The sequence below is a fragment of the Vibrio sp. 1402 genome, from assembly GCF_033340275.1.
The window spans coordinates 1-20,709 of sequence record NZ_JAWOWE010000001.1 but is presented as its reverse complement, the minus strand read 5'-3'; the positions used below and the strand labels follow the sequence as shown (position 1 = coordinate 20,709).

The 20,709-nt window shown below is 42.8% G+C and carries 16 protein-coding genes; 10 read left to right on the top strand and 6 right to left on the bottom strand.

Translation table 11 applies throughout. The annotated features are described in order from the left end of the window. Positions 1–31: 31 nt before the first annotated feature. Positions 32–634 (bottom strand): multifunctional acyl-CoA thioesterase I/protease I/lysophospholipase L1, encoded by a 603-nt coding sequence (gene tesA / locus R7044_RS00080; protein WP_005376324.1) that lies wholly within the window; start codon positions 632–634, stop codon positions 32–34. Between tesA and R7044_RS00075 the strand changes: the two genes are divergently transcribed. The 3 genes from R7044_RS00075 (at position 633) to R7044_RS00065 (ending at position 5,573) form a co-directional block, all read left to right on the top strand. Next, positions 633–1,325 (top strand): ABC transporter ATP-binding protein, encoded by a 693-nt coding sequence (locus R7044_RS00075; RefSeq protein ID WP_047101137.1) that lies wholly within the window; start codon positions 633–635, stop codon positions 1,323–1,325. The genes tesA and R7044_RS00075 overlap by 2 nt on opposite strands. Beyond that, positions 1,325–3,781, top strand: a complete 2,457-nt coding sequence (locus R7044_RS00070) for an ABC transporter permease (RefSeq protein ID WP_205391177.1) — start codon at positions 1,325–1,327, stop codon at positions 3,779–3,781. The genes R7044_RS00075 and R7044_RS00070 overlap by 1 nt, the downstream gene beginning before the upstream one ends. A gap of 352 nt (positions 3,782–4,133) precedes the next feature. Continuing rightward, positions 4,134–5,573: an FAD-dependent oxidoreductase gene (locus R7044_RS00065; protein ID WP_138940264.1), complete on the top strand. Its 1,440-nt coding sequence runs from the start codon at positions 4,134–4,136 to the stop codon at positions 5,571–5,573. Between the two features lie 28 nt (positions 5,574–5,601). Here the strand turns inward: R7044_RS00065 and R7044_RS00060 are convergent, their stop codons facing one another. The 3 genes from R7044_RS00060 to R7044_RS00050 are packed head-to-tail and all read right to left on the bottom strand — an operon-like array spanning position 5,602 to position 7,972. After that, positions 5,602–6,537 carry a biotin-dependent carboxyltransferase family protein gene (locus R7044_RS00060; protein WP_005376316.1) on the bottom strand — a complete coding sequence of 312 codons (936 nt, stop codon included), beginning with the start codon at positions 6,535–6,537 and terminating at the stop codon, positions 5,602–5,604. Further along, a complete protein-coding gene (locus tag R7044_RS00055) occupies positions 6,534–7,217 on the bottom strand; it encodes a 5-oxoprolinase subunit B family protein (RefSeq protein WP_005386313.1) in 684 nt (227 codons plus the stop codon). Before R7044_RS00055 ends, R7044_RS00060 begins: the two co-directional genes overlap by 4 nt. After that, positions 7,217–7,972, bottom strand: a complete 756-nt coding sequence (locus R7044_RS00050) for a 5-oxoprolinase subunit PxpA (RefSeq protein WP_005386314.1) — start codon at positions 7,970–7,972, stop codon at positions 7,217–7,219. The genes R7044_RS00055 and R7044_RS00050 overlap by 1 nt, the downstream gene beginning before the upstream one ends. A gap of 319 nt (positions 7,973–8,291) precedes the next feature. Between R7044_RS00050 and R7044_RS00045 the strand changes: the two genes are divergently transcribed. Both R7044_RS00045 and galE read left to right on the top strand, forming a co-directional pair. After that, on the top strand, positions 8,292–10,250 hold the full coding sequence (locus tag R7044_RS00045) for a diguanylate cyclase domain-containing protein (RefSeq protein WP_225455275.1): 1,959 nt from the start codon (positions 8,292–8,294) through the stop codon (positions 10,248–10,250). A 54-nt stretch (positions 10,251–10,304) separates the two neighbouring features. Continuing rightward, positions 10,305–11,321: a UDP-glucose 4-epimerase GalE gene (gene galE, locus R7044_RS00040; protein ID WP_005386320.1), complete on the top strand. Its 1,017-nt coding sequence runs from the start codon at positions 10,305–10,307 to the stop codon at positions 11,319–11,321. A gap of 335 nt (positions 11,322–11,656) precedes the next feature. Here galE and R7044_RS00035 read toward each other — a convergent pair whose 3' ends face one another. Next, positions 11,657–13,795, bottom strand: a complete 2,139-nt coding sequence (locus R7044_RS00035; protein ID WP_054575183.1) for a TonB-dependent hemoglobin/transferrin/lactoferrin family receptor — start codon at positions 13,793–13,795, stop codon at positions 11,657–11,659. A 231-nt stretch (positions 13,796–14,026) separates the two neighbouring features. Here R7044_RS00035 and R7044_RS00030 point away from each other — a divergent pair, with 231 nt between their 5' ends. Further along, positions 14,027–14,914, top strand: coding sequence for a LysR family transcriptional regulator (locus R7044_RS00030; protein WP_017634152.1), 888 nt, complete (start codon positions 14,027–14,029; stop codon positions 14,912–14,914). 77 nt (positions 14,915–14,991) lie between these two features. On the opposite strand, the gene R7044_RS00025 is transcribed toward R7044_RS00030, so the two are convergent. Beyond that, positions 14,992–17,625 (bottom strand): bifunctional acetate--CoA ligase family protein/GNAT family N-acetyltransferase, encoded by a 2,634-nt coding sequence (locus tag R7044_RS00025; RefSeq protein ID WP_064369252.1) that lies wholly within the window; start codon positions 17,623–17,625, stop codon positions 14,992–14,994. Positions 17,626–17,861: 236 nt separating this feature from the next. Between R7044_RS00025 and R7044_RS00020 the strand changes: the two genes are divergently transcribed. The 4 genes from R7044_RS00020 to yciH all read left to right on the top strand — a co-directional run bounded on the left by R7044_RS00020 (position 17,862) and on the right by yciH (position 20,398). Beyond that, positions 17,862–18,431 (top strand): SPOR domain-containing protein, encoded by a 570-nt coding sequence (locus R7044_RS00020; protein WP_005390018.1) that lies wholly within the window; start codon positions 17,862–17,864, stop codon positions 18,429–18,431. Positions 18,432–18,580: 149 nt separating this feature from the next. Then, positions 18,581–19,570: a D-alanine--D-alanine ligase gene (locus R7044_RS00015; protein WP_225455274.1), complete on the top strand. Its 990-nt coding sequence runs from the start codon at positions 18,581–18,583 to the stop codon at positions 19,568–19,570. Positions 19,571–19,698: 128 nt separating this feature from the next. Next, the gene (locus tag R7044_RS00010; RefSeq protein WP_005376294.1) at positions 19,699–20,085 is read left to right on the top strand and encodes a DUF3319 domain-containing protein; all 387 of its coding nucleotides are present in this window, start codon (positions 19,699–19,701) and stop codon (positions 20,083–20,085) included. A gap of 1 nt (position 20,086) precedes the next feature. Next, entirely contained in the window at positions 20,087–20,398 is a 312-nt protein-coding gene (gene yciH / locus R7044_RS00005; protein WP_005376292.1) for a stress response translation initiation inhibitor YciH, read from the top strand. Positions 20,399–20,709: the final 311 nt, after the last annotated feature.

Below are 20,709 nucleotides of genomic sequence, written 5' to 3'. Positions count from 1 at the left end.
ACGTAAAACTTATTGAGCTAGACCATTAAAATTAGAGATGTTTAATTAATTCTTGAGCAACGAAATCAGCGATCCAAGGTTGTGCATCTGGTTTTGGGTGAAGGCCATCATCCATCATCCATTCTGGTTTGGTGACAACATGCTCTAAGAAGAATGGCATCAAGGCAACTTGTTGATGCTGTGCAAGCTTAGGGTAGATATCGTAAAACATATCGCTATAGCGCTTACCATAATTAGGCGGAACCCGAATTTGCATCATGACAACGTCCGCACCAGAATCTTTTATCATGGTAATCATTTTTGAAAGATTCGACGTAATAAGTTTAGGAGGGAAACCTCTTAGGCCATCGTTGGCACCTAACTCAATAAGTACCATGTCAGGGCTATGCTGAGTTAGCAACTGAGGTAACCGTGCTAAGCCATTGCCGGTTGTATCGCCAGAAATGCTGGCATTAATAACTGTTACATCTTGACCATGTTCTGACAACGCATCAGGGAGTAAGCTAGGCCAACTCTCTTCGATCGGCATCTGATAGCCTGCACTCAAGCTATCACCCAAGACAAGTAGCTTTTCGCTCGCATGTGCAGTAGCGGAAAAACAAAAAAATAGAACTAAGGAAAGTATACGAATCATGCAAACACCTGTACTTAATGCACCTATTGTTCAAGCCAATTTGGTTTCTAAACAAGTCTCTACTAATCAAGAACAATTAACAATCCTCAAAGACGTAAATGTTGACATCCGAAAAGGAGAAAAAATCGCCATCGTCGGAACTTCCGGTGCAGGTAAGTCAACATTGATGACGTTGCTAGCTGGTCTTGATACGCCGACATCAGGCGAAATTACTTTATTAGGTCATGAATTATCAAAACTGGACGATGAAGCACGTGCGAAAATTCGGGCTGACTCTTTAGGTTTCGTTTTCCAAAGTTTCTTGTTAATCCCGAGTTTGAGTGCATTACGTAATGTCACGCTTCCTTGTCTTTTACGTGGTGAAGCCGAAGATGAAGCAAGAGCAGCGGAATTATTAGCTGCTGTTGGATTGGAAAAACGTGTCGACCATTTACCAAGCCAGTTATCTGGTGGTGAACAACAGCGAGTTGCGCTAGCGCGTGCATTTATGACACAGCCTGAGCTGTTGTTCGCAGACGAGCCTACCGGCAATCTTGACCATCAAACCGCAGACAAAGTGATTGAGCTGCTATTCGATCTTAATGAACAGCACGGGACAACTCTGATTTTAGTAACACACGATGGTCATCTAGCAAGCCGATGTGACCGTATCTATCGTATGGAGGCGGGTGAGCTTAAGGAGGAGATGTAATGTCTGCAGTATCATCAAGTGAAGCAACATCCACAGAGCAAAACACTACAACACAGCACTCGTCGAATAAAAGTTTGATACGTTGGAGTTTCGGCGAAATAAGGCAGGGGAACCTTTGGCCTATTAGCGTTGCTCTTATTCTCGTGATTGCGAGTATCTTTGCGCTTTCTGCATTAGCAGAACGAATGGAGCAGGTGATCGTCAAGCAGGGAAAGGACGCATTAACGGCAGATGCGGTGTTTGTGTCTGCTAATCCCATTCCGGACACGTTGTTAACCTCGACTGAAAACCTTGAACGTTCGATGATGACGCGATTTGCCACTATGGCATTTAGCGATAATGGTATGCAGCTTATTTCTGTAAGGGCGGTGGATGATAATTACCCTTTAATGGGAGAGCTCGTTCTTGAAAATAATCCGGCCGGTCGCGTTAAAGAGAACCAACTCTGGCTTGATGAGCGGATTATGACTCAACTAAACGTAAATTCAGGTGACAGCGTCACGATAGGCGATGCCGAGTTTACTGTATCAGGCGCAGTATTGATGGAACCAGGCTTGAGCTTTAATCCATTTCAGCAAATGCCTTCTGCATACATTCATCAAAGTGACGTAGATAAAACAGGAGCAATTCAAGTTGGGAGTCGAGTTCAATACCGTCTATTTTTACAAGCCGATGATAAAACACTAAAGAGCTTACAAGATGATACGCAGCTTTCTCCGAGCGATCGCTGGCGCACGCAAGATACTGCCAGTCGTAGTAATGAGGTTTTTGAACGCACGACGCAGTATCTGTCGTTGACAGTAGCAATTGTCATCATTATGGCGGCGACAACATTGGTTCTTACTTGTCAAAATTACGTGAACAGCCGGACACAAACTATCGCGATGTTGAAAAGTCTTGGTGCGAGCCGCCGATGGATTGAAAAGTGGTTATTTATTCAAGTCACAATCCTTCTCATTAGTGCCAGTGTCGTCGGTCTATTGTTAGGGAGCGGGCTGGAATATTTATTACGCATTCCACTCAAAGACTTATTACCCGAGCCACTCCCTGGTTACGGTGTCACACCATTTTTGGTGGCATTTATCTCAGCAGTCTTGATTACGGTGCCTGCTCTCGGTATACCATTGTTAGGCTTGATTAAAACTCCCGCGTTAGAAGTGCTACAGCAGGGTAAAGCGCAACGTTCTTGGAAGCGAATGTTACTTGTTCTAGTTCCCGTTGTTCCACTGCTTTTACTGTATGCAGATAACACCTTAGTTTGGATCGTGCTCACTGGTATAGCGGTACTGTTTGTGGTACTCGCAGCAGTTAGCGTCACACTCACAAAGCTGTTTGCACGTGTGTCAACCCATCCTGCAATGAAGCTTGCGTTGAGTCGTATCAACCGGACGCCAGTAACCAGCGGCCTACAGTTTGGTGCTTTGGCATTATCTTTGATGTTGCTGTCTATCATTTGGCTTGTGCGCAGCGATATTCTCGCTGATTGGGAGAGAACCTTACCTGCAGACGCGCCAAATGTGTTCGCTTTGAATATTGGTGATTATGAACTCGATAACTACCTAGAAACCCTAGACAAAAATGGAGTTACGCGGTCACAAGCTTATCCAATAATTCGTGGACGACTAACAGAGATCAACGGTCAAAACGTCAAAGAGATTGAGTACGAAGGAGAAGGTTCTGACGCGATACGTCGAGAGCTAAACCTGACATGGGGAGATAGCCTACCAGAATATAATGATGTGCTTTCGGGTGAATGGACAAACAAAGGGAGTGTATCTGTAGAAGCGGATGTAGCAAATGACTTAGGCATCAAACTCGGTGATACGCTGCGCTTTGTAATAAACAGTCAGAATTACGATGCAGTAGTAGATACCATCCGTTATGTCGAATGGCGTGACATGAAGCCTAACTTTTATTTTATTTTCTCATCTGACGTGATGGCTAATTTACCTGGTTCTTACCTCATCAGTTATAGGATTGAAGAAGGAAATGAAGCGTTGTTGACGTCAATGTCACGTGCTCACCCAACGGTCTCTGTTTTAGATATCCGAACTATGGGCGAGAAAATTCAGGCTTTGATTCAGCAAATCGTATCAGCAGTCACCATCCTTGCTCTTTTAGGCGTTGTTGCTGGTCTGCTGCTCATCTTTACTCTACTGAGGTTAAGCTTGTCCCAACGTCAACAAGAGATTCGTTTGTATCGCACATTAGGTTCAAGTAAGAAACGGATCAACACAACCCTGTGGGCCGAGTATGGAATTATGGCGTTGATTGCTAGTGGTGTTGCGGTATTCGCTGCGGAAGTTTGTGTGGCAGCAGTCATGACATATGGATTCGATCTCAATGCACAAATTCACCCCGAATTGTGGATAGCTTTACCGCTTGTAACATTTGTTACGTTGGCACTTGTAGTGATGAGTTTGTTGAAAAGATTGTTAACGCCAGTAAACACTTAATCGCAGCGAGTGTTATCAAGTTTGGAACACTCCATGACACTTTTATTTTAGTTATCCACAAAAACAGTGGATAACTTTTGGGATAACTAAATGGGGTAAAAAGTGGGGTGTTTCTGCAGGCTTTGCGCCATGGGTCTTACAGTGAAATTCTTATTCACATAGACACAAAAAAGTGTCTTCTTAACCATGTAGTCAAGTACTTTTTCGCAAATTTTTTCTACTTTAATGCACTTTACAGGCGCTGTTGGATATTTCGCAAACCCATGAACTTTTTGTGATTTTAATCAAGTCCAAACACGAGTAGAATCCACCGTTAGTAAAGAATTTTCCTTATAAAATTTTTAGTGAAGCAATGAAGTCTGAGTTTCCAAGTTATAAAGATAAGCATATCGCTGTTGTTGGTGGCGGTGTAGCAGGTGCAACAGCAGCAATTCATTTTGCGGAGCTGGGTTTTAAAGTTTCCGTAATAGAGAAGGGCGTATCACTAGTAAATGGTCCACCCATTTGTCATTTGCATGCTGGTGGTAATTTATATCGAGAGATTTCCGAGCAACAATGCTTAGACTTGTTAGCACAATCTATTGATACTGTTCGCCTGTATCCGCTTTCACTGAATATTCGTCCGACAATCATCGCGGTTCCTCATTCCGATGGTGGAGACCCATCCACACTAATTCCGCGATTAGAGGTTGTGAAAAGTGCTTATCAGACGCTCGTTGATAAAGATCAGAGTAATAAAGTGCTCGGCGAACCAAGCGAATACTACAAACTGTATTCAAAAGCGGAGCTAGAAGCTCTCGCGCAACGTACTCAACCAAGTCATCCTACAAACTTCGATGAGTGGTGTATTCCTTTTGCTCAACATGCTGATCTTGAAGCGCTAAAGTATCCTGTTGTCGCAGTTCAAGAATATGGTTGGAGTGTTTTTCGCCTCGCTGCAATTGCCAACTTAACACTAGATACGCTTCCTAATGCTTCAGTCTTCACACAAGCAACGTTCAAGCAAGCCGATTGGATGGGGGAACACTGGCAACTTGGCTATGAACGTGAAGGTATCGATTACCTTATGACATGCGACTACTTGGTTAACGCGTGTGGCTTTGAAACAGGCTCAATTGACAACACAGTTGGTGCCAAGCGAGACAGGTTGGTGGAGTTTAAAGCCGCTTACGTTACGAGGTGGGCAGACTGTCAACAACAATGGCCAGAAGTTATTTTTCATGGCCCGCGTGGAACCGATAAAGGAATGGCTCAATTGACGCCTTATGGCGATGGTTACTTTCAACTTCATGGTATGACAAAAGGAATCACGCTGTTTGAAGATGGTTTAGTGGAGAGCACGAACTCATCTGCTCAACCTGAACTGCCTATGCCTTTACTCTCGAAGATCCGTAACGGCTGGAGAGAAGAAGTGTTAGAAGAGCGAACGAACAACGCCATCAAACACATGGCACAGTTCATTCCCGACTATCACTCTGCTGTAAAAGGAGGAAAAGCATTATTTGGCGCTCAGCAAATTCCCGGCACAGATCCAGTACTCAGAGCGGCAGATGTGACTTTTGAAGATAACCACTACGCGAGAATAGAGGTGGTAAAAGCGTCATCGACACTACTCGCAGCGCAAAAAATGCTTCAATTCTGGTTTGACATCGATCCTAACCAAAATGTGGAAACACAGCATCCGGTCGCTGTGAAGTGGTCTGAACAAGAGGTCGAGCAGTACGCGATTAAACTCACTCAAGAGCGAGGCTATCCACAAGCTTTAGCAGTGCGTTATGGTATGCCTGCATAATCGGCTGTGTTTGGGCTCAGTGGTTGTATTAATACCCAAAAAACTGAGCCCATTGGCACCATACTTCTTGCAAGCCTAGTCTATCTCCTTTCACAAAATTGACTTTTTGTCCGGGTTTCGCCTGTGCCAGTCTAGGTAAGTCAATACGAGCTACGCAGCCAAATTTAGGATACCCGCCAATAGTCTGGTGATCGTTGAGCAGCACAATAGGGTTACCATCGCTAGGTACTTGAATTGAACCTAATGCAATTCCCTCTGATAGGACGCCTTCGTAAGGTGGACGAATGTTATTGCCCTCAAGACGGTAGCCCATGCGATTCGAATTTGGGGAGATGATGAATGCTTTGTTATAAAATGCTTGGCGAGCGTCTTCATCAAAGTCCTCGTTCTGATAGCCTTCAATCACTCTCAGCTTAATGGGTAAGTTGTAATCTGGCTTAAAGCGAAACGTCATTTGCCTTGGTTTACGTTTCGGTAAGTTATGAGGGACAAAGGGAAGAATATCACCAGCTTTCAAAGCGCCACCATTTGAATCATAACCACCTAGAGATTCTCGCAAGACGGTCGATGCGCTTCCTAAGTGCTGAGCAACATTGAATCCACCTTTAACCGCTAGGTAGGAGCGAAGTCCATTCCTTGCGACTCCGAACTGAAGCTTCTGTCCTTTTTTCAACGTAAAGTCAGACCAATTTGAAATAGGTTCACCATCTATTTTCGCATTTAAGTCACCGCCACATATAGCAAGGTGGCAGTTATGCAATGCAATAAAACAAGCGTTACCCAGAGTAATTTCAATCGCAACGCAATTGACTACGTTACCAAGCAAATGGTTGGCCCAACTGTAAGCATAGTCGTCGACCGGGCCACCTTGAGTCACACCGACATGCGCTAAGCCAAAACGACCAAAGTCTTGAACTAAAGAGAGCGGTCCTGGCTTTTCCACCAGTAATCCACCGTAACTCATAGTACGCCTCCTAAATCGATAAACTCTTGTTTTGAAATAGCATTAAAGGTGACCTTGTCACCCACTTCAAACGGTATAAAAGGAGGAGAGTCGGAGAAGAGCGCAAGCGGGCTTTTACCAATAATGTTCCATCCGCCAGGACTATCTGATGGATAGACGGCCGTTTTAGAGTCTGCGATTCCGACACTTCCGGCCGGCACTTGAGTTCTTGGTGTGGCAAGCCTTGCCATGTGCAATTGAGTATCAACGTCCGAGAGAAATGCAAAGCCTGGAGCAAAGCCAATTGCAGAAACCGCGTACTCGGTTTTCGTATGCAGGGTAATAAGATCGTCTAATGACAGACCTCGCTTTTGAAAACGAGATAGATCTAACGCGGTTTCTTCAGAGTAATACACAGGGATAGTAATGTGATTCGGCTGGGAAAGCTTAAGTGATTGAGTATCAAACTGGCTCACGATTTGTTGCAGCTCATTGACTAAGTTCTTTTCGTTGATTCGAAAAGGTAAGTAATCAATGAGAATAGTTTGATAGGAGGGGACAACGTTCATAACAATTGAAGCGAAAGTTTCTCTTATGCTGCGAGCAAGCTCTCCGACTGCATTTTCAGAAATACTCTCATCAAACTTAATGAAAATACTGCACTCGGAGATCAAAGAGATATTAAATTTCTCTTTATGCATTAATTTCCTCCAGCGTATAGGCTTTGGCGGATCTTTTGGATCAGCGCGATCGACTCTTCATTGTCACCATGAACACAAATTGTGTCGGCTTCCAATAATATGTAACCGCCTGAAGCGGTTTTGACACGCCCAGAGTCAGCTAAGGTCCGGACTTGCTCAAGTATCGCGTGCTCGCTTTTTAACACGGCATTGGGCTGTGTTCTAGGAGTCAGTAAGCCGTCATCTTGGTATAAACGATCTGCAAATGCTTCAAATAGCAAGGGAACATCATAATCGTCTGCGATTTCTAAGTATTTTTCGTTTTCCTGTGAAGCTAGGATCATTAACGGTACTTTGAACAGTGCTGCCGCCTTTACTACCGCTCTAAATATCGCATCACTTTTCATCATGTCGTTGTATAGAGCACCATGAGGCTTTATGTAACTGATGTCTGTGTATTGCGCCCGGCATAATGCTTGTAAAGCACCAACCTGATATATAACCATGTTCGTAATTTCATCACCCGTCATGCTTATGCTTCGTCTGCCAAAGCCTTGTAGGTCGGCGTAACCTGGGTGTGCGCCAATATCAACATCGTTGTCATTCGCTAGGGTGATGGTGTCGTGCATGACATTAGGGTCGGAGGCATGAAAACCACACGCGATGTTCGCCATATCAACATGGGGCATCACGTCTTCATCTGCGCCCATACTCCAAGAGCCAAAGCTCTCGCCCATATCACAGTTCAATGTAAGTTGCTGTTTATTCAATGTCATACGTTTTATTTCTACACAAGCAATGGGTTTACGATGCAGGAAAATGCATCTAGGTTCAGTGACTCACTTCATTCTTCTATCATGAAAACGAAGCTTTTTGAGCAGATAGCTGACGAAAAAGATCACGTTAGTCCATAAAGATGTTGCCGTTATTTGAGTTGATCCGAATTTTAAGGTATTTCGTTTCTTTTCCATCCAATTTTTGAGAATTTAAGGTTATTTTGCATTAGCATCGTGTTAATCTTGTCGCCCTTCATGGGTGATAGATTGCATAATGGTTCTTCTGTCATTTTTGTGGTTGTCTGCGACAGGAATATATATGTCATTACGAGCGAAGCTTATTTGGCCTCTTCTGGTCTTTTTAACGGCTATCTTTGTTATCTCAAAAGGTTACACCTCGTATACTGTATACCAATCGTCTAAGCATGAACTGGTCGAGCAGACAAGAAAGTTGATTAACAACGTTTCTTTCTCAATTAAAGATGCGCTGACGACAAAGGACAAGCAAAAAGCTCAAACTATTCTCGCCAACTTTTTAAACCAGCCAAATGTAACGCGGGTCAAACTTTATGACCAAGATGACCAACCATTCGCTGTTATGGAGATAAGTGGGGCACTGGCACCCGTTCCAAGTCAAACCGAAAGAAGTAGGTTGCACGCTCTAGGGTATGCCTTATCAACCAAATTTCTTTATGTTCTAGAGCCGATTATCCATGATGGCTATGTCATTGGTAGCATGAGAGTTACGCTTTCTCATCGCCCAATTGTAGAAGCCATACAATCTTTACTTCAAGATGGCGCTTTACTTCTTCTGTTTCTGATCGCTGGTGGCACTGTTTTTTACATAAGTATCGAGAGGCTTGTTCTCAAGCCCGTGATGGAACTCAACCGCGTAATAGAGAATGTGACACACGGACGAAACACGGAAAATCAAGCTCGCTATTACGCCAAGGATGAAATTGGAGACCTCGCGAGCTCTTTCAATCAAATGATGAATAGGTTAACAGTACGTGAGAAGCAGCGGCAACATTCGCTAGACACACTAGAACAAAAGCGCGCATTTTCAGAAGAGGTTATCGAATCTGTTCAGCATGCATTAGTTATTACAGACAATTCCGGACGTGTTATTCATTGTAATACGGCGACCCAGCAAATATTTCAAAAAAAATTAGATGAACTTAAATATGCCAATATTCGTGATCTAATTAAAACCAAAACACCGAATGAGCTGAGTCAGATCCTGAGTCGAGGCCTAGAGTGCGATGATATTCACCTCAAAAATGCAGATAACGAACAGCAGTTGAGCCTAACCAGTCGTCGCCTCTCGACACATGAATACTTACTGTTTTCGATTCAAGATATCACCGAAATTGAAGAAGCCATAAACCGGCAACGTGTTGCGGGACGCGTTTTTGAAAGCAGCCAAGATGGTCTCATTGTTCTTAATCATCGCGGTGTCATTACGATGGCAAACCCTGCCGTCACTAAGTTAGTCGGCTTAGAGGTGGATCAGCTTATTGGGAAATCATTCATCCAAACGCTAAAGTGGCGCAAGTTACAGGAAATGATGCCTAGTATCATCGAGTCGATAGAAAATTATGGCGTTTGGCAAGGTGAAGTTATCGAGAAGAACCATATTGGTCAGTTTGTACCGATGTTTGCTCGAGTCAATCGTATCGTTAAGTGTGAAGACTATGGTTTCTATGATCTGGTTATTGTTCTTACCGACCTTTCCGGCGCAAAAGAGATGGAACGATTGGAGCATTTAGCTCATCACGATGCTTTAACGGGGTTAGCAAATCGATCTAAGTTCTATTTAGAGTTGGAACAACTAGTACAACGCTCTGGATACTTGCGTGACGAATTTGCAGTTTTGTACCTCGATCTGGATGGATTTAAAGAAGTTAACGATACCTACGGTCATGATGCAGGTGATGAAGTTTTGAAAAAAGTTTCCGAGCGTCTAACATCTGCGACGAGACATAGTGATTTAATCGCAAGACTTTCTGGTGATGAATTTGTCATGTTGGTTAATCCCGCCAATCAAAAAGTGGTCACCCGAATAGCAGAACAGTTGCTCGAGAGCATATGTGCTCCAATTGAGTACAAAGGTCACTTACTCAAAGTTGGCGTTAGTATCGGCGTAAAATTAGTCGGCGTAAATGAGCGCGATGCTACTCGAGTTTTAAAAAGTGCGGATACGGCAATGTATCAAGCAAAGAAAGCCGGGAAAGGCCAAGCAATATTAATGGGATCCGAATTACAAGAGACAGTTTAAATCGTAACGTCAAAGCTTTAAACTAACCCGATTCGCGTCAGAAGGAATAATAAAATGAAAGTACTCGTTACGGGTGGTATGGGTTATATCGGTAGTCATACGTGTATTCAAATGATCGAAGCTGGCATGACGCCAGTAATTCTAGACAACCTGTACAACAGTAAATCTACGGTATTAGATCGAATTGAAAAGGTATGTGGTGTAAAGCCAACCTTCATTCAAGCCGATATCAGAGACAAATTGGCGATGGTAGAAGCACTAAAGTCGCACAATATTGAAGCTGTTATCCATTTTGCAGGTTTAAAGGCCGTCGGTGAGTCTGTAGCAAAACCTCTAGAGTATTACGACAACAACGTTAATGGCACGTTAGTATTGGTTGATGCAATGCGTGAAGCCGGAGTTAAATCGTTGGTATTTAGTTCATCAGCGACTGTATACGGTGATCCTGCATCTGTACCCATCACTGAGGACTTTCCAACTAGCGCAACTAACCCATATGGGCGCAGCAAATTAATGGTAGAAGAGTGTTTAACCGACTTCCAAAATGCGAACCCTGACTGGAGCATTACACTTCTTCGTTACTTTAACCCGGTAGGTTCACATCCAACAGGCGAGCTAGGTGAAGATCCTCAAGGTATTCCCAACAACTTAATGCCGTTTGTTTCTCAAGTTGCGGTAGGGCGCAGAGAGTTCCTTTCTGTGTTTGGTAGTGATTATCCGACCAAAGATGGCACAGGCGTACGTGATTATATTCATGTAATGGACTTATCCGATGGTCACGTTGCTGCATTAGAAAAAGTAGGTAGCAAAGCTGGCCTTCATATCTATAACCTCGGTACTGGTAACGGCTACAGTGTACTGGACATGGTGAAAGCATTTGAAGCCGCAAGTGGTAAAGATGTCCCATACCAACTTGTTGAGCGTCGTCCAGGTGATATTGCAGAGTGTTGGGCGGATCCATCAAAAGCGATGAATGAGTTAGGTTGGAAAGCAACTCGTACTCTAGAAGAAATGACTGGCGATACATGGCGCTGGCAGTCTACTAACCCTCAAGGTTATCCAGATGCCTAATCTTTAATTTACATAATAGTAACAAAAAGGCGCATAATTGCGTCTTTTTTGATCCAAATCGGAAAAAATCGTAAATTACTGGTTAAAAGGTAGCAAGTATATATAGAGCTGTTAAACTATGCCCGACTCTTAATTTGGGTTATAAATTTTCTCGTAGCTATTGGGGTAGTTCATGGAACTCGGTCTGATCATCACTTTCATCATTGCAGCAGCAGTAATGGTGAAAAAAGAGATGGCAAAACAGTAAACTTTCATTTTTCATACTTTTCTTTACATTTTTGAAATGAAAGCCATAAAAAAAGCCAGCATTACGCTGGCTTTTGTGTTTTTAAGGTTTAGAACTCGTATTTAACACTAATGTTGTAATTACGCTCAGCTTGCGTTTTGTCTCGACTTAACTCAGTCTTACCGCGAACATCGTTCCAAAGATGGTATTCTTCATTCGTTAGATTCATAACACCAGCACGAATGGTTATATCTTTCATTGGTTTGTAGTACGCCGTTAAGTCAACGACTGTCGCAGACGGCAAAGCAACTTGGTCTTTGATTCCGCCTTTATCACCATCAGAGTTGATATCACTGTTCGATTTCTTAGCCGTGTAGTTTACTTTTAGGCTTGTCCCCCAAAGTGCATTTGGTGAATCGTAATTTACAGCAGCCACGGCATTCCATGGGTTTACACTGTTCAAAGGATTACCATCACCATCTTCACCTTCTGTGTATGCTGCAACAAAGCGAGTTGTCACGCCTGATGGAAGACCAGCAATGGCATGCCAATCAAGACGGTTAGAGAGCTCAACCCCTTTAATGTTTGCTTCACTAATATTGATATTTGTGAATTCAGTTAAACCACCATTGTTTGATGACGTTTGCTCAATAAAGTCACTGTAATCACTGTAGTAGAACGCTACTTCAGTTGCAGATGCTGCAGTGTTATGACGGTAACCAAGCTCATAAGACAAACTCTTTTCAGATCCCAAATTTGGGTTAGGGCGATTGGTATAGCCATGAGCCGGATTATCGTAGGTGTAGTAAAGCTCGTCGAACGATGGCGCTCGGAACCCTTGGCTCACTTGCGCGAAGATCGTGCCAGGTTGCGATACAGAGTAAGTTGCTCCTAAACGACCAGTTAATGCAGAGTCGCTAAACTTCTCGAATGACTCTTCAGAAGTATTTGAAGGATTAGTAGAGAAGTAATCGTAACGCACACCTGGAGTCAGAATTAGCTTGTCATTAAGAAGCGAAATTTCATCTTGCAAGAATAAACCAAAGCTTTCTTCTTTTGCATCCGGTGTGTAAACGTAAACAGTATCTGGCGTTCCAGGATCGGAATTAAACTCGCGATTGGTATTACTGATGTCACTATGTTTGTACGATATTCCGTAAACAATATAGTGATTTTGAATCTCTTTATCTAACTGAGTTTCGAATTCAAATTTGTCTTCAGTATATTCGTAATCTTTTTTCTGTTGGTTGTCACCACTAGGCGGTACGTAAGGTGGGTAACCAGGGCTAGCTTCGATAAAGCGATTAGAGACGCCGTTTTCTTCTTTACCAATCCATGTAAGCTTGGACGTGATCGTATCCGAGATAGCTGCATCTGCAAACCAAATGTGCTTGAGCCCAATGCGATTTTGCTTGGTTGTGTCTTCAGCGTTGAAGTTTTTGTAACTTTTATGTGCGATCTCTGAGTCAGTCTCGTTGTAAATAACTTCTCCCAAAAACTCCAAGCGATGAGCGTCATTCAATTGAGATTGAAGTTTTACCAATAGATCGTTTTTGTAATAATCTTGGTTGTCCACAGAATAGTTATCGTAAGGCGCCTTAGAGAAATTTTGTAGCTCTGCACCATCACGGCGTGTAAAGGCTACAAGTGCTTCTGTACTACCGAAACGCTTTGCTAAAGCTACATGCTCACTAAAAGAGTTATCTTCCGATGAATAAGAGAGTTTAGCTTGACCACCAAAGTCTTTGCCATCTTTGAGGAAATCCTTCGGATCTTTTGTTTCGAATGCGACAACACCGCCAATTGCATCACTACCATGTAGGCTAGAAGCTGCTCCTTTAACAATTTCGACACTCTTTAGCATATCGGGGTCGACAGTAACGGCACTAGAATTGATAAACGAATATGGTCCACCGCTGAATACACCTGGTTGAGATGCACCGTCTACTAAGATTTTAACTCGTTTACCTTCCATCCCGCGAATGTTAATACTTTGGACGCCTTGGCGTTGAGTGCCATTAACAGTAACACCTGGCGTATACTCGAATAGATCATTCAAGTCCTTTACCATGTTTTCTTCGATGTCTTTCTCTGATACAACAGCAACAGAAGCAGCAACAGTGTTTATGGTTTGGTTGGTACGGGTGGCCGACACAACGACTTCTTCAAACTTAGAAGCTTCTTCCGCATAAGCAGTATGGGAAAGGGCAACTAAAATGGAGGCTGACAAAATTGATTTTTTATACATTGGCTTCAATACCTTAGATCCATAATAGGTAACAACACGCGGATATTAATGGATCTAAATGGTAATTACTATCATTACCATTGTCATTTATTGATTTGTATTGAATCTTCTTCTTAGGCTATTAGCATTCCTAGTCTTTAGTTATCAATATGTTATATAATTTGTCGTTAGTTCTTGATAAGTTCATCCAAATACAACGAATGTGATAAATGTCACATTAAGAGAGGCCATGTGCAGAGTCCAATTACGTTAGAAGCACTCCATATTCTAGATGCTATTGATCGAAGAGGGAGTTTTGCTGCTGCTGCGAATGAGTTAGACAGAGCCCCGTCATCGCTGAGCTATCAAATCCAGAAACTCGAGCAAGACTTAGACATTATTATCTTCGATCGCTCTGGTCACAAAGCCCATTTTACTGAAGCAGGTAAGCTTATTCTTGAAAGAGGAAGAGCCATTTTACAAGCCAGTGAAAAGTTAGTGAACGATGCAACGTTATTGGCGAATGGTTGGGAACTGGATATTACCATTGCCTTTGATGGCATTATTCCTATATCCAATTTTTTCCCGATGGTTGATGCGTTGGCCGAGGTCAGCTCAACTCGAGTCAGGCTGCAAGAGGAGATTCTGGCTGGTAGCTGGGAGTCTTTGAATACGGGGAGAGCTGATTTACTGATTTGCCCATCACTGGATACGCTTCCTCAAGAAGTTAAGTCAGAAAAAATTGGTAAAATGAGTATGTATTGGGTAGCTTCCGCTGATCACTATGTTCACAAGCGTAGTGGTAAGTTTGATGAAGCAGCGCGAGAAAAGTATCGGATTATTGCTATTGCAGATACCGCACGTGAGCAACCCGCGCTCTCAATTAATATCATTCAAAAACAACCTCGCTTGACCGTCACCAACTTTACGGCAAAAGTAGAAGCGCTAACTGCAGGTTTAGGCATTGGTACATTACCAAGCCAAATTGCACAACCTCTTATTGATAGTGGTGTATTGAAACGAATCGAAGGCACTGAAGAACAGCCGATGGATATTATTTTGGCATGGCGCCGGAACACTATGGGTGAGGCAAAATCCTGGTGTATTCAGTACTTAAAAAAGAATTGGAAACTAAAGTAACAACGTAACTTTTACTTCTTAGATTCCCATTGATTATCGAATGTAAGAAGTAAAAGTCATCGCTAATGCTGCGCTTTTCAATTTAAAGGGAGCACCATATCTGCCGTACCGTCTGCAAACTGGACATCGATCTCAAACCCCAAGTTCTGAGCCAACATCAACATTCCTCTGTTTGTTGGCATGGTCATTCCAGACATTTGCTTTGTGCCTTTAATTTTGCAATAGCTGATTATTTTCTGCATCAGCACTTTGCCTAAACCTTTTCCTTTCAAATCTGAACGAACCAAAATAGCAAACTCAGCGTCACTATTGTCTGGTGTAATCAATGCGCGGGCTACCCCTATGATAGACGGTCCGTCAGTATTAAACGCTACCGCAACAAACGCCATTTCGCGGTCGTAGTCGATTTGAGTAAAGTTTGCCAAAGCCTCATGGTTGAACTCTCCAACTTCAGAAAAGAAACGTTTATAGAGATCTTCTTTCGATACGCTATTAATGAATTGAGCATGCAGCGGCTCATCCTCAGGCAAGATAGGGCGAAGCAGGATAGGTTGGCCATCTCGAAGCGTTACAGTTTCGACAAACTCTGCCGGGAAAGGGCGAATCGCTAGCCGTTTTTGGGCGTCTCCTTCGTATTTACACAGTGTGACATCTGCATCAAGGATAGTTAAATCGCTTCCGGACACTAGTACTGGATGGATATCCAGTTTTTGTATTTCTGGTAACTCAACTGCCATTTGGGAGATACGAACCAAGAACTTCGACAACTCAGTAATATCGAGCGCATCTTTGTGTTTCTGCAGGCGAATCTTTCCAGACTTTAGGGCAACAACGACAAGGTAGCGCGCAAGCGTCATGTTCAAAGGAGGAAGTGCAGCGACGGCATCTTGGGCGATATTCCACTCAGAGCCGCCTTGACCAAGCAAGATCACTGGTCCAAAGACTTTATCTACTGCAATACTAATCCGTAGCTCTTCAGCGCTGCCGAGCTTTGCCATCCCTTGTACCAACAGCCCATGTACATTGGCGGAAGGGTAGCTGAGCTTTACGGTATCTAAAATGGATAGCGCTGCGTTGGAAACTTCTCGACTGTTTCTTAAATTTAGAGCGACACCGTGAACATCCGATTTATGAGGAATGTCTGGAGAACGCAATTTAACCGCAACAGGATATCCAATATTTTCTGCCATATGAACGGCTTCAATGTCGTCAGATGCAATCCACGTAGGCAAAACGTTAAACCCGAACAGCTTAAATAATGGGCTGGTTTGATGCGTATCCAAGGTAACTGTGTTTTTATCCAGTAGTCGTTCGTTTACCCATTCTTTTGCTGAACTCACACTTCCAGAATGTAATGGCTCTGCCGTCGTTGGCGTTTCCATTAGTTGTTTCTGGTTTCGTCTGTATTCGACCAAGTGCATGTATGCTACAACCGCACTTTCAGGTGTTCTATAGGTTGGAATGCCTGCTTGAGTAAAGGCCAGTCGCGCTTCTCTCGACGTTTGTTCTCCTGACCAGTTGGTCAAGATATTAAAATGCTTATGCCGAGGGTGAGATTTGATGGCATTAATAACGGCTTGAGCAGTTTCAAGAGGATCAGAAACAGCAGAAGGACTATGCATAATCAATATCGCATCTGCACAGTCGTTATTCATCAGTGCGTTAATGGTATCAATATAGCGTTTTTGGGTTGCGTCACCAGACAGATCAATTGGATTTCGAGCACGCCAGTTGGATGGAAGTACTGCTTGTAATTGCTCAATGGAAGCGTCATCAAGCGTTGCGAGTTGGCCACCACGTTCAATCAAAGTATCAACGGACATAACAGCAGGGCCGCCGCCATTGGTGATGATCGCTAAACGCTCTCCACGAAGTGGCACAGAATGCGTGAGTGTTTCTACCGCGGCAAAAAGCTCATGCGTATTGCTGACTCGTAACATACCAGTTCTGCGAATAGCAGAATCGTAAATTACGTCAAGTGTATCTCCGTCTTGCTGCTCAAAAGTATTCATCTCTTTAGAGCGGCCCGCTTTTAGCACCAATATACGTCGGTTACGTGAAGCGGCGCGCGCAGCAGACATAAATCGGCGAGCGTCTTGGATATTATCAACATAAAGCAGAATAGCTTCAGTGTTTCCATCCATACTCAAATAGTCGAGCAAATCTGCAAAATCGATATCTTGTCCGCGCCCAATCGAAATGAACGAAGAAAAACCAATGTTCTTATCATTTGCCCAGTCTAAAACCGTGGTACAAACCGCCGCGGATTGTGAGATGAAAGCAATTTTTCCGGGTTTAGCTGCAACAGGGGAAAACGTGCAGTTAAAATTGTGCCAAGGAAGGATGATACCTAAGCTGTTTGGGCCTAAGACTCGAATGTTCAATGATGAGATATCTAAAGGATTAGGGTCATCAGAGATAACAATCGCAAACGGTGTGCCTCTCTCATCTAGCTCTTTAAGCAATTGCTCGTTACGTGAAACGTTCGTACACAAAATTGCAATATCTGGCGTATAGGGCAGGGAAGCTACATCAGGGTAAGCGATCACGCCAGATACGGCTTTATATCGCGGCGTTACTGGCATAATCGCGCCACCAAATCCACTTTGTAGAAGGTTGCGTATCACAACATGTCCTGCTCGCAATGCTTTTTGAGATGCCCCAATAACGGCCACAGAGTTGGGTTTAAAGAGTTTATGTAATTTATTCATGCTGACTCCTGGCCGTTTGTAAGTCACGTTGGCTTCTCGGTTTCATATCAATCATAAACGAATAATTTACTGATAAAACATCTTCAGACCAGACATTGCAGAAAATGTGTACGATGCTTATGGAGTTTGTGTTATTCATCACATCAAAATCACAGATTATTGTATTTGATGCTTGATAAACGGCCCTGCTATCGGCATGATTTATCGTAATATTTATCCAGAGCATTTGTTACTTCATGAAAAAAATCGCAATCATCGGCTTGTCAGTTCTGCTTTCTGCTTGTGCATCTGAAACTTACATCACGGATGTGACCTCAGAAAGTTACCGAGAGGACTACAAATCAGATCGTATCTCTAAACCAATTATGGCGTCTGAAAACGCTGTAGTAGAAAAAGACGTACAACCAACTGTTGTGAAAATGACGGCAAAGCCTGAAGAGAAGAAAGTAGTCAAGCTAACGCCAAAAGAGCAGGCGAAGCCAGTTAAGATCGTACCACCAAGTAAAAAGCAAGCTGGCATTCAACGATTCGGCTATACCATTCAAGTCGCAGCTGTGGGTAGCCAAGCGAAAGTCGATCAGTTTGCAAATAAGCTGCCACAGAACGGTCAGCCAATTTGGGAAAACTACAAAGTTGTAAACGGTACTAAGTGGTTCTCAGTTTTGTACGGAGACTACGCAACAAGCGCAGAAGCCAAGCAAGCGATTTCGACTTTGCCAGCTCAATTTCAGCAGTTAAGGCCATTTGTTAAAAGCATTGATGCAATCAAAAACTCAGCTTACCCAACGCTTAACAAATTAAATTAACACATCAAATAAGGGAGCGAATAGCTCCCTTATTTATTTGCTCAAATCCTATTCGAACAACATTCCTCACATTAAAATTACTGTACGTCACACTTCAAAGGTTTATCATAATAAATAGTATCTTTTGTAGGTCACGGAAAGATGGATTCATGATTAAAAATATTCTTTTACTATGCGGCGGTGGCTCTTCTGAGCACGAGATTTCATTATTGTCTGCAAATTTTGTCGAACAACAACTAAATCTTATTGAAGACGTTCACGTTACACGCGTAGAAATAAAAAACGAAGGTTGGATGACCAACCAAGATGAGTTGGTTTACTTGGATCTCAATACCAAGCAGTTGTGCTCAAGTGAATCTAATCAAACCATTGATTTCATCGTGCCTTGTATACATGGTTTTCCTGGCGAAACAGGCGACATTCAATCTCTGTTTGAAATCGCAGGTATTCCTTATCTTGGCTGCGGGCCAGAAGCGAGTAGCAATAGTTTCAATAAAATCACATCTAAGCTTTGGTACGACGCTATCGGCATACCCAATACGCCATACTTATTCTTAACGCGAAACGATGAAGAAGCTCACGTTCAAGCTCATAAAGCCTTTGAAAAGTGGGGAAAAGTTTTTGTTAAAGCCGCTCGCCAAGGCTCTTCCGTTGGCTGTTACAGTGTCACAGAAAAAGACAAGCTTTCTAATGCAGTAAATGATGCTTTTGGGTTTTCTGACCAAGTGTTGGTTGAGAAAGCAGTAAAACCTCGAGAACTTGAAGTTGCTGCATATGAGATGAATGGCCAACTACATATCACTAAGCCAGGCGAGGTCATCGCGCCTGATGGTGCTTTTTACTCGTACGATGAAAAGTACAGCAGTTCAAGTCACTCGCTCACAGAAGTTGAGGCGAAGAATCTAACTCAAATACAATTAGATTCCATCCAACACGCGTCTGAGACGGTATTTAAACAAATGAATCTTCGTCATTTATCTCGTATCGACTTTTTCCTAACGGAAGATGATGAGATTTACTTAAACGAAGTAAACACATTTCCAGGAATGACTCCGATCTCAATGTTCCCTAAAATGCTTCAAAACAACGGGCACAAATTTCATGAGTTCTTGGAAGATTGTATAAACAGTGCAAAGTGATTAACGTTATCGAGACGCGTTTTATGATACAAGTTGTTTTCTAGAGCAAGGTTTATTCAAGCCGTATTTGAATATTGCTCAGTAGCAATTATGATTATATCAACGCATTAAACAGATGACTCAGTGGTATGGCGATTTCAAATTATAGAGGTTTTAACCTGCAGTCAGTCGGATCAGATGGCAGTGTTTGGAAGGTTAAAATCAAGAACCACGTCTTACAGGGAAGTTTGACGGCGGTAAAGAAAAGCATTGATTGGTGGTGTGACACCGCATCGATTATTGATCCCAAAGAGTTTGCTTCACTCGGACAGAGAGTGCAGCAAACAGGTGTTGCAAAATCAGAGGTCTTTAACGGCTATACTATTCAAAATGATACAGGCCAACCTAACTCTTGGTACTGTATGTTTAATGGTAAACTGATTAAGGGCAGTAAAGCCGCTATTCAACGCCATATCGAAGCTTATTTGGTTGCAAAGCAAAAAGCGATGCAAGCTCAACAACAAAAGAAACAATAGAATGACTCTGGTATATTCAACAGAAACCGGTCGAATTAAACCGGAAGAAGAAAAAGTATCTCGCCCTAAAGGCGATGGTGTTGTTCGGATTCAGCGCCAAACGAAAGGCCGTAAAGGTAAAGGCGTATGCATTGTTACAGGTTTAGACTTGGATGATGCACCTTTAAAGTTATTAGCGGCAGAACTCAAAAAAGTCTGTGGCTGTGGTGGCTCTGTAAAAGATGGCAATATCGAGATTCAAGGTGATGCTAGAGACAAGATCAAGGCACATCTTGAAAAGAAAGGCATGACAGTCAAATTAGCCGGTGGCTAATTTAATATTTCCAGTAAACAAAAATGGCGTCTAAAGAAATAGACGCCATTTTTTATAAGTTGCTAATTGAAGAGCAAGCAATCGTAGATTGATAGATCGATATTAGCTATTTTATGGTAAATAACCATTATGTTTAATGCTCACCGTAAGGCCCTTAAATTTAAAATCTGCAGGGGAATAGGAGCATACTCAGACAACATTTAGCGTACGGCTATATGTGATTTAACATAATATACATAATGCGCACTTAAGGCGTTGTATTTGATGGTCTAAAGCGCCTTATAAATATGGTAACTAAGAAGCATAAAAAG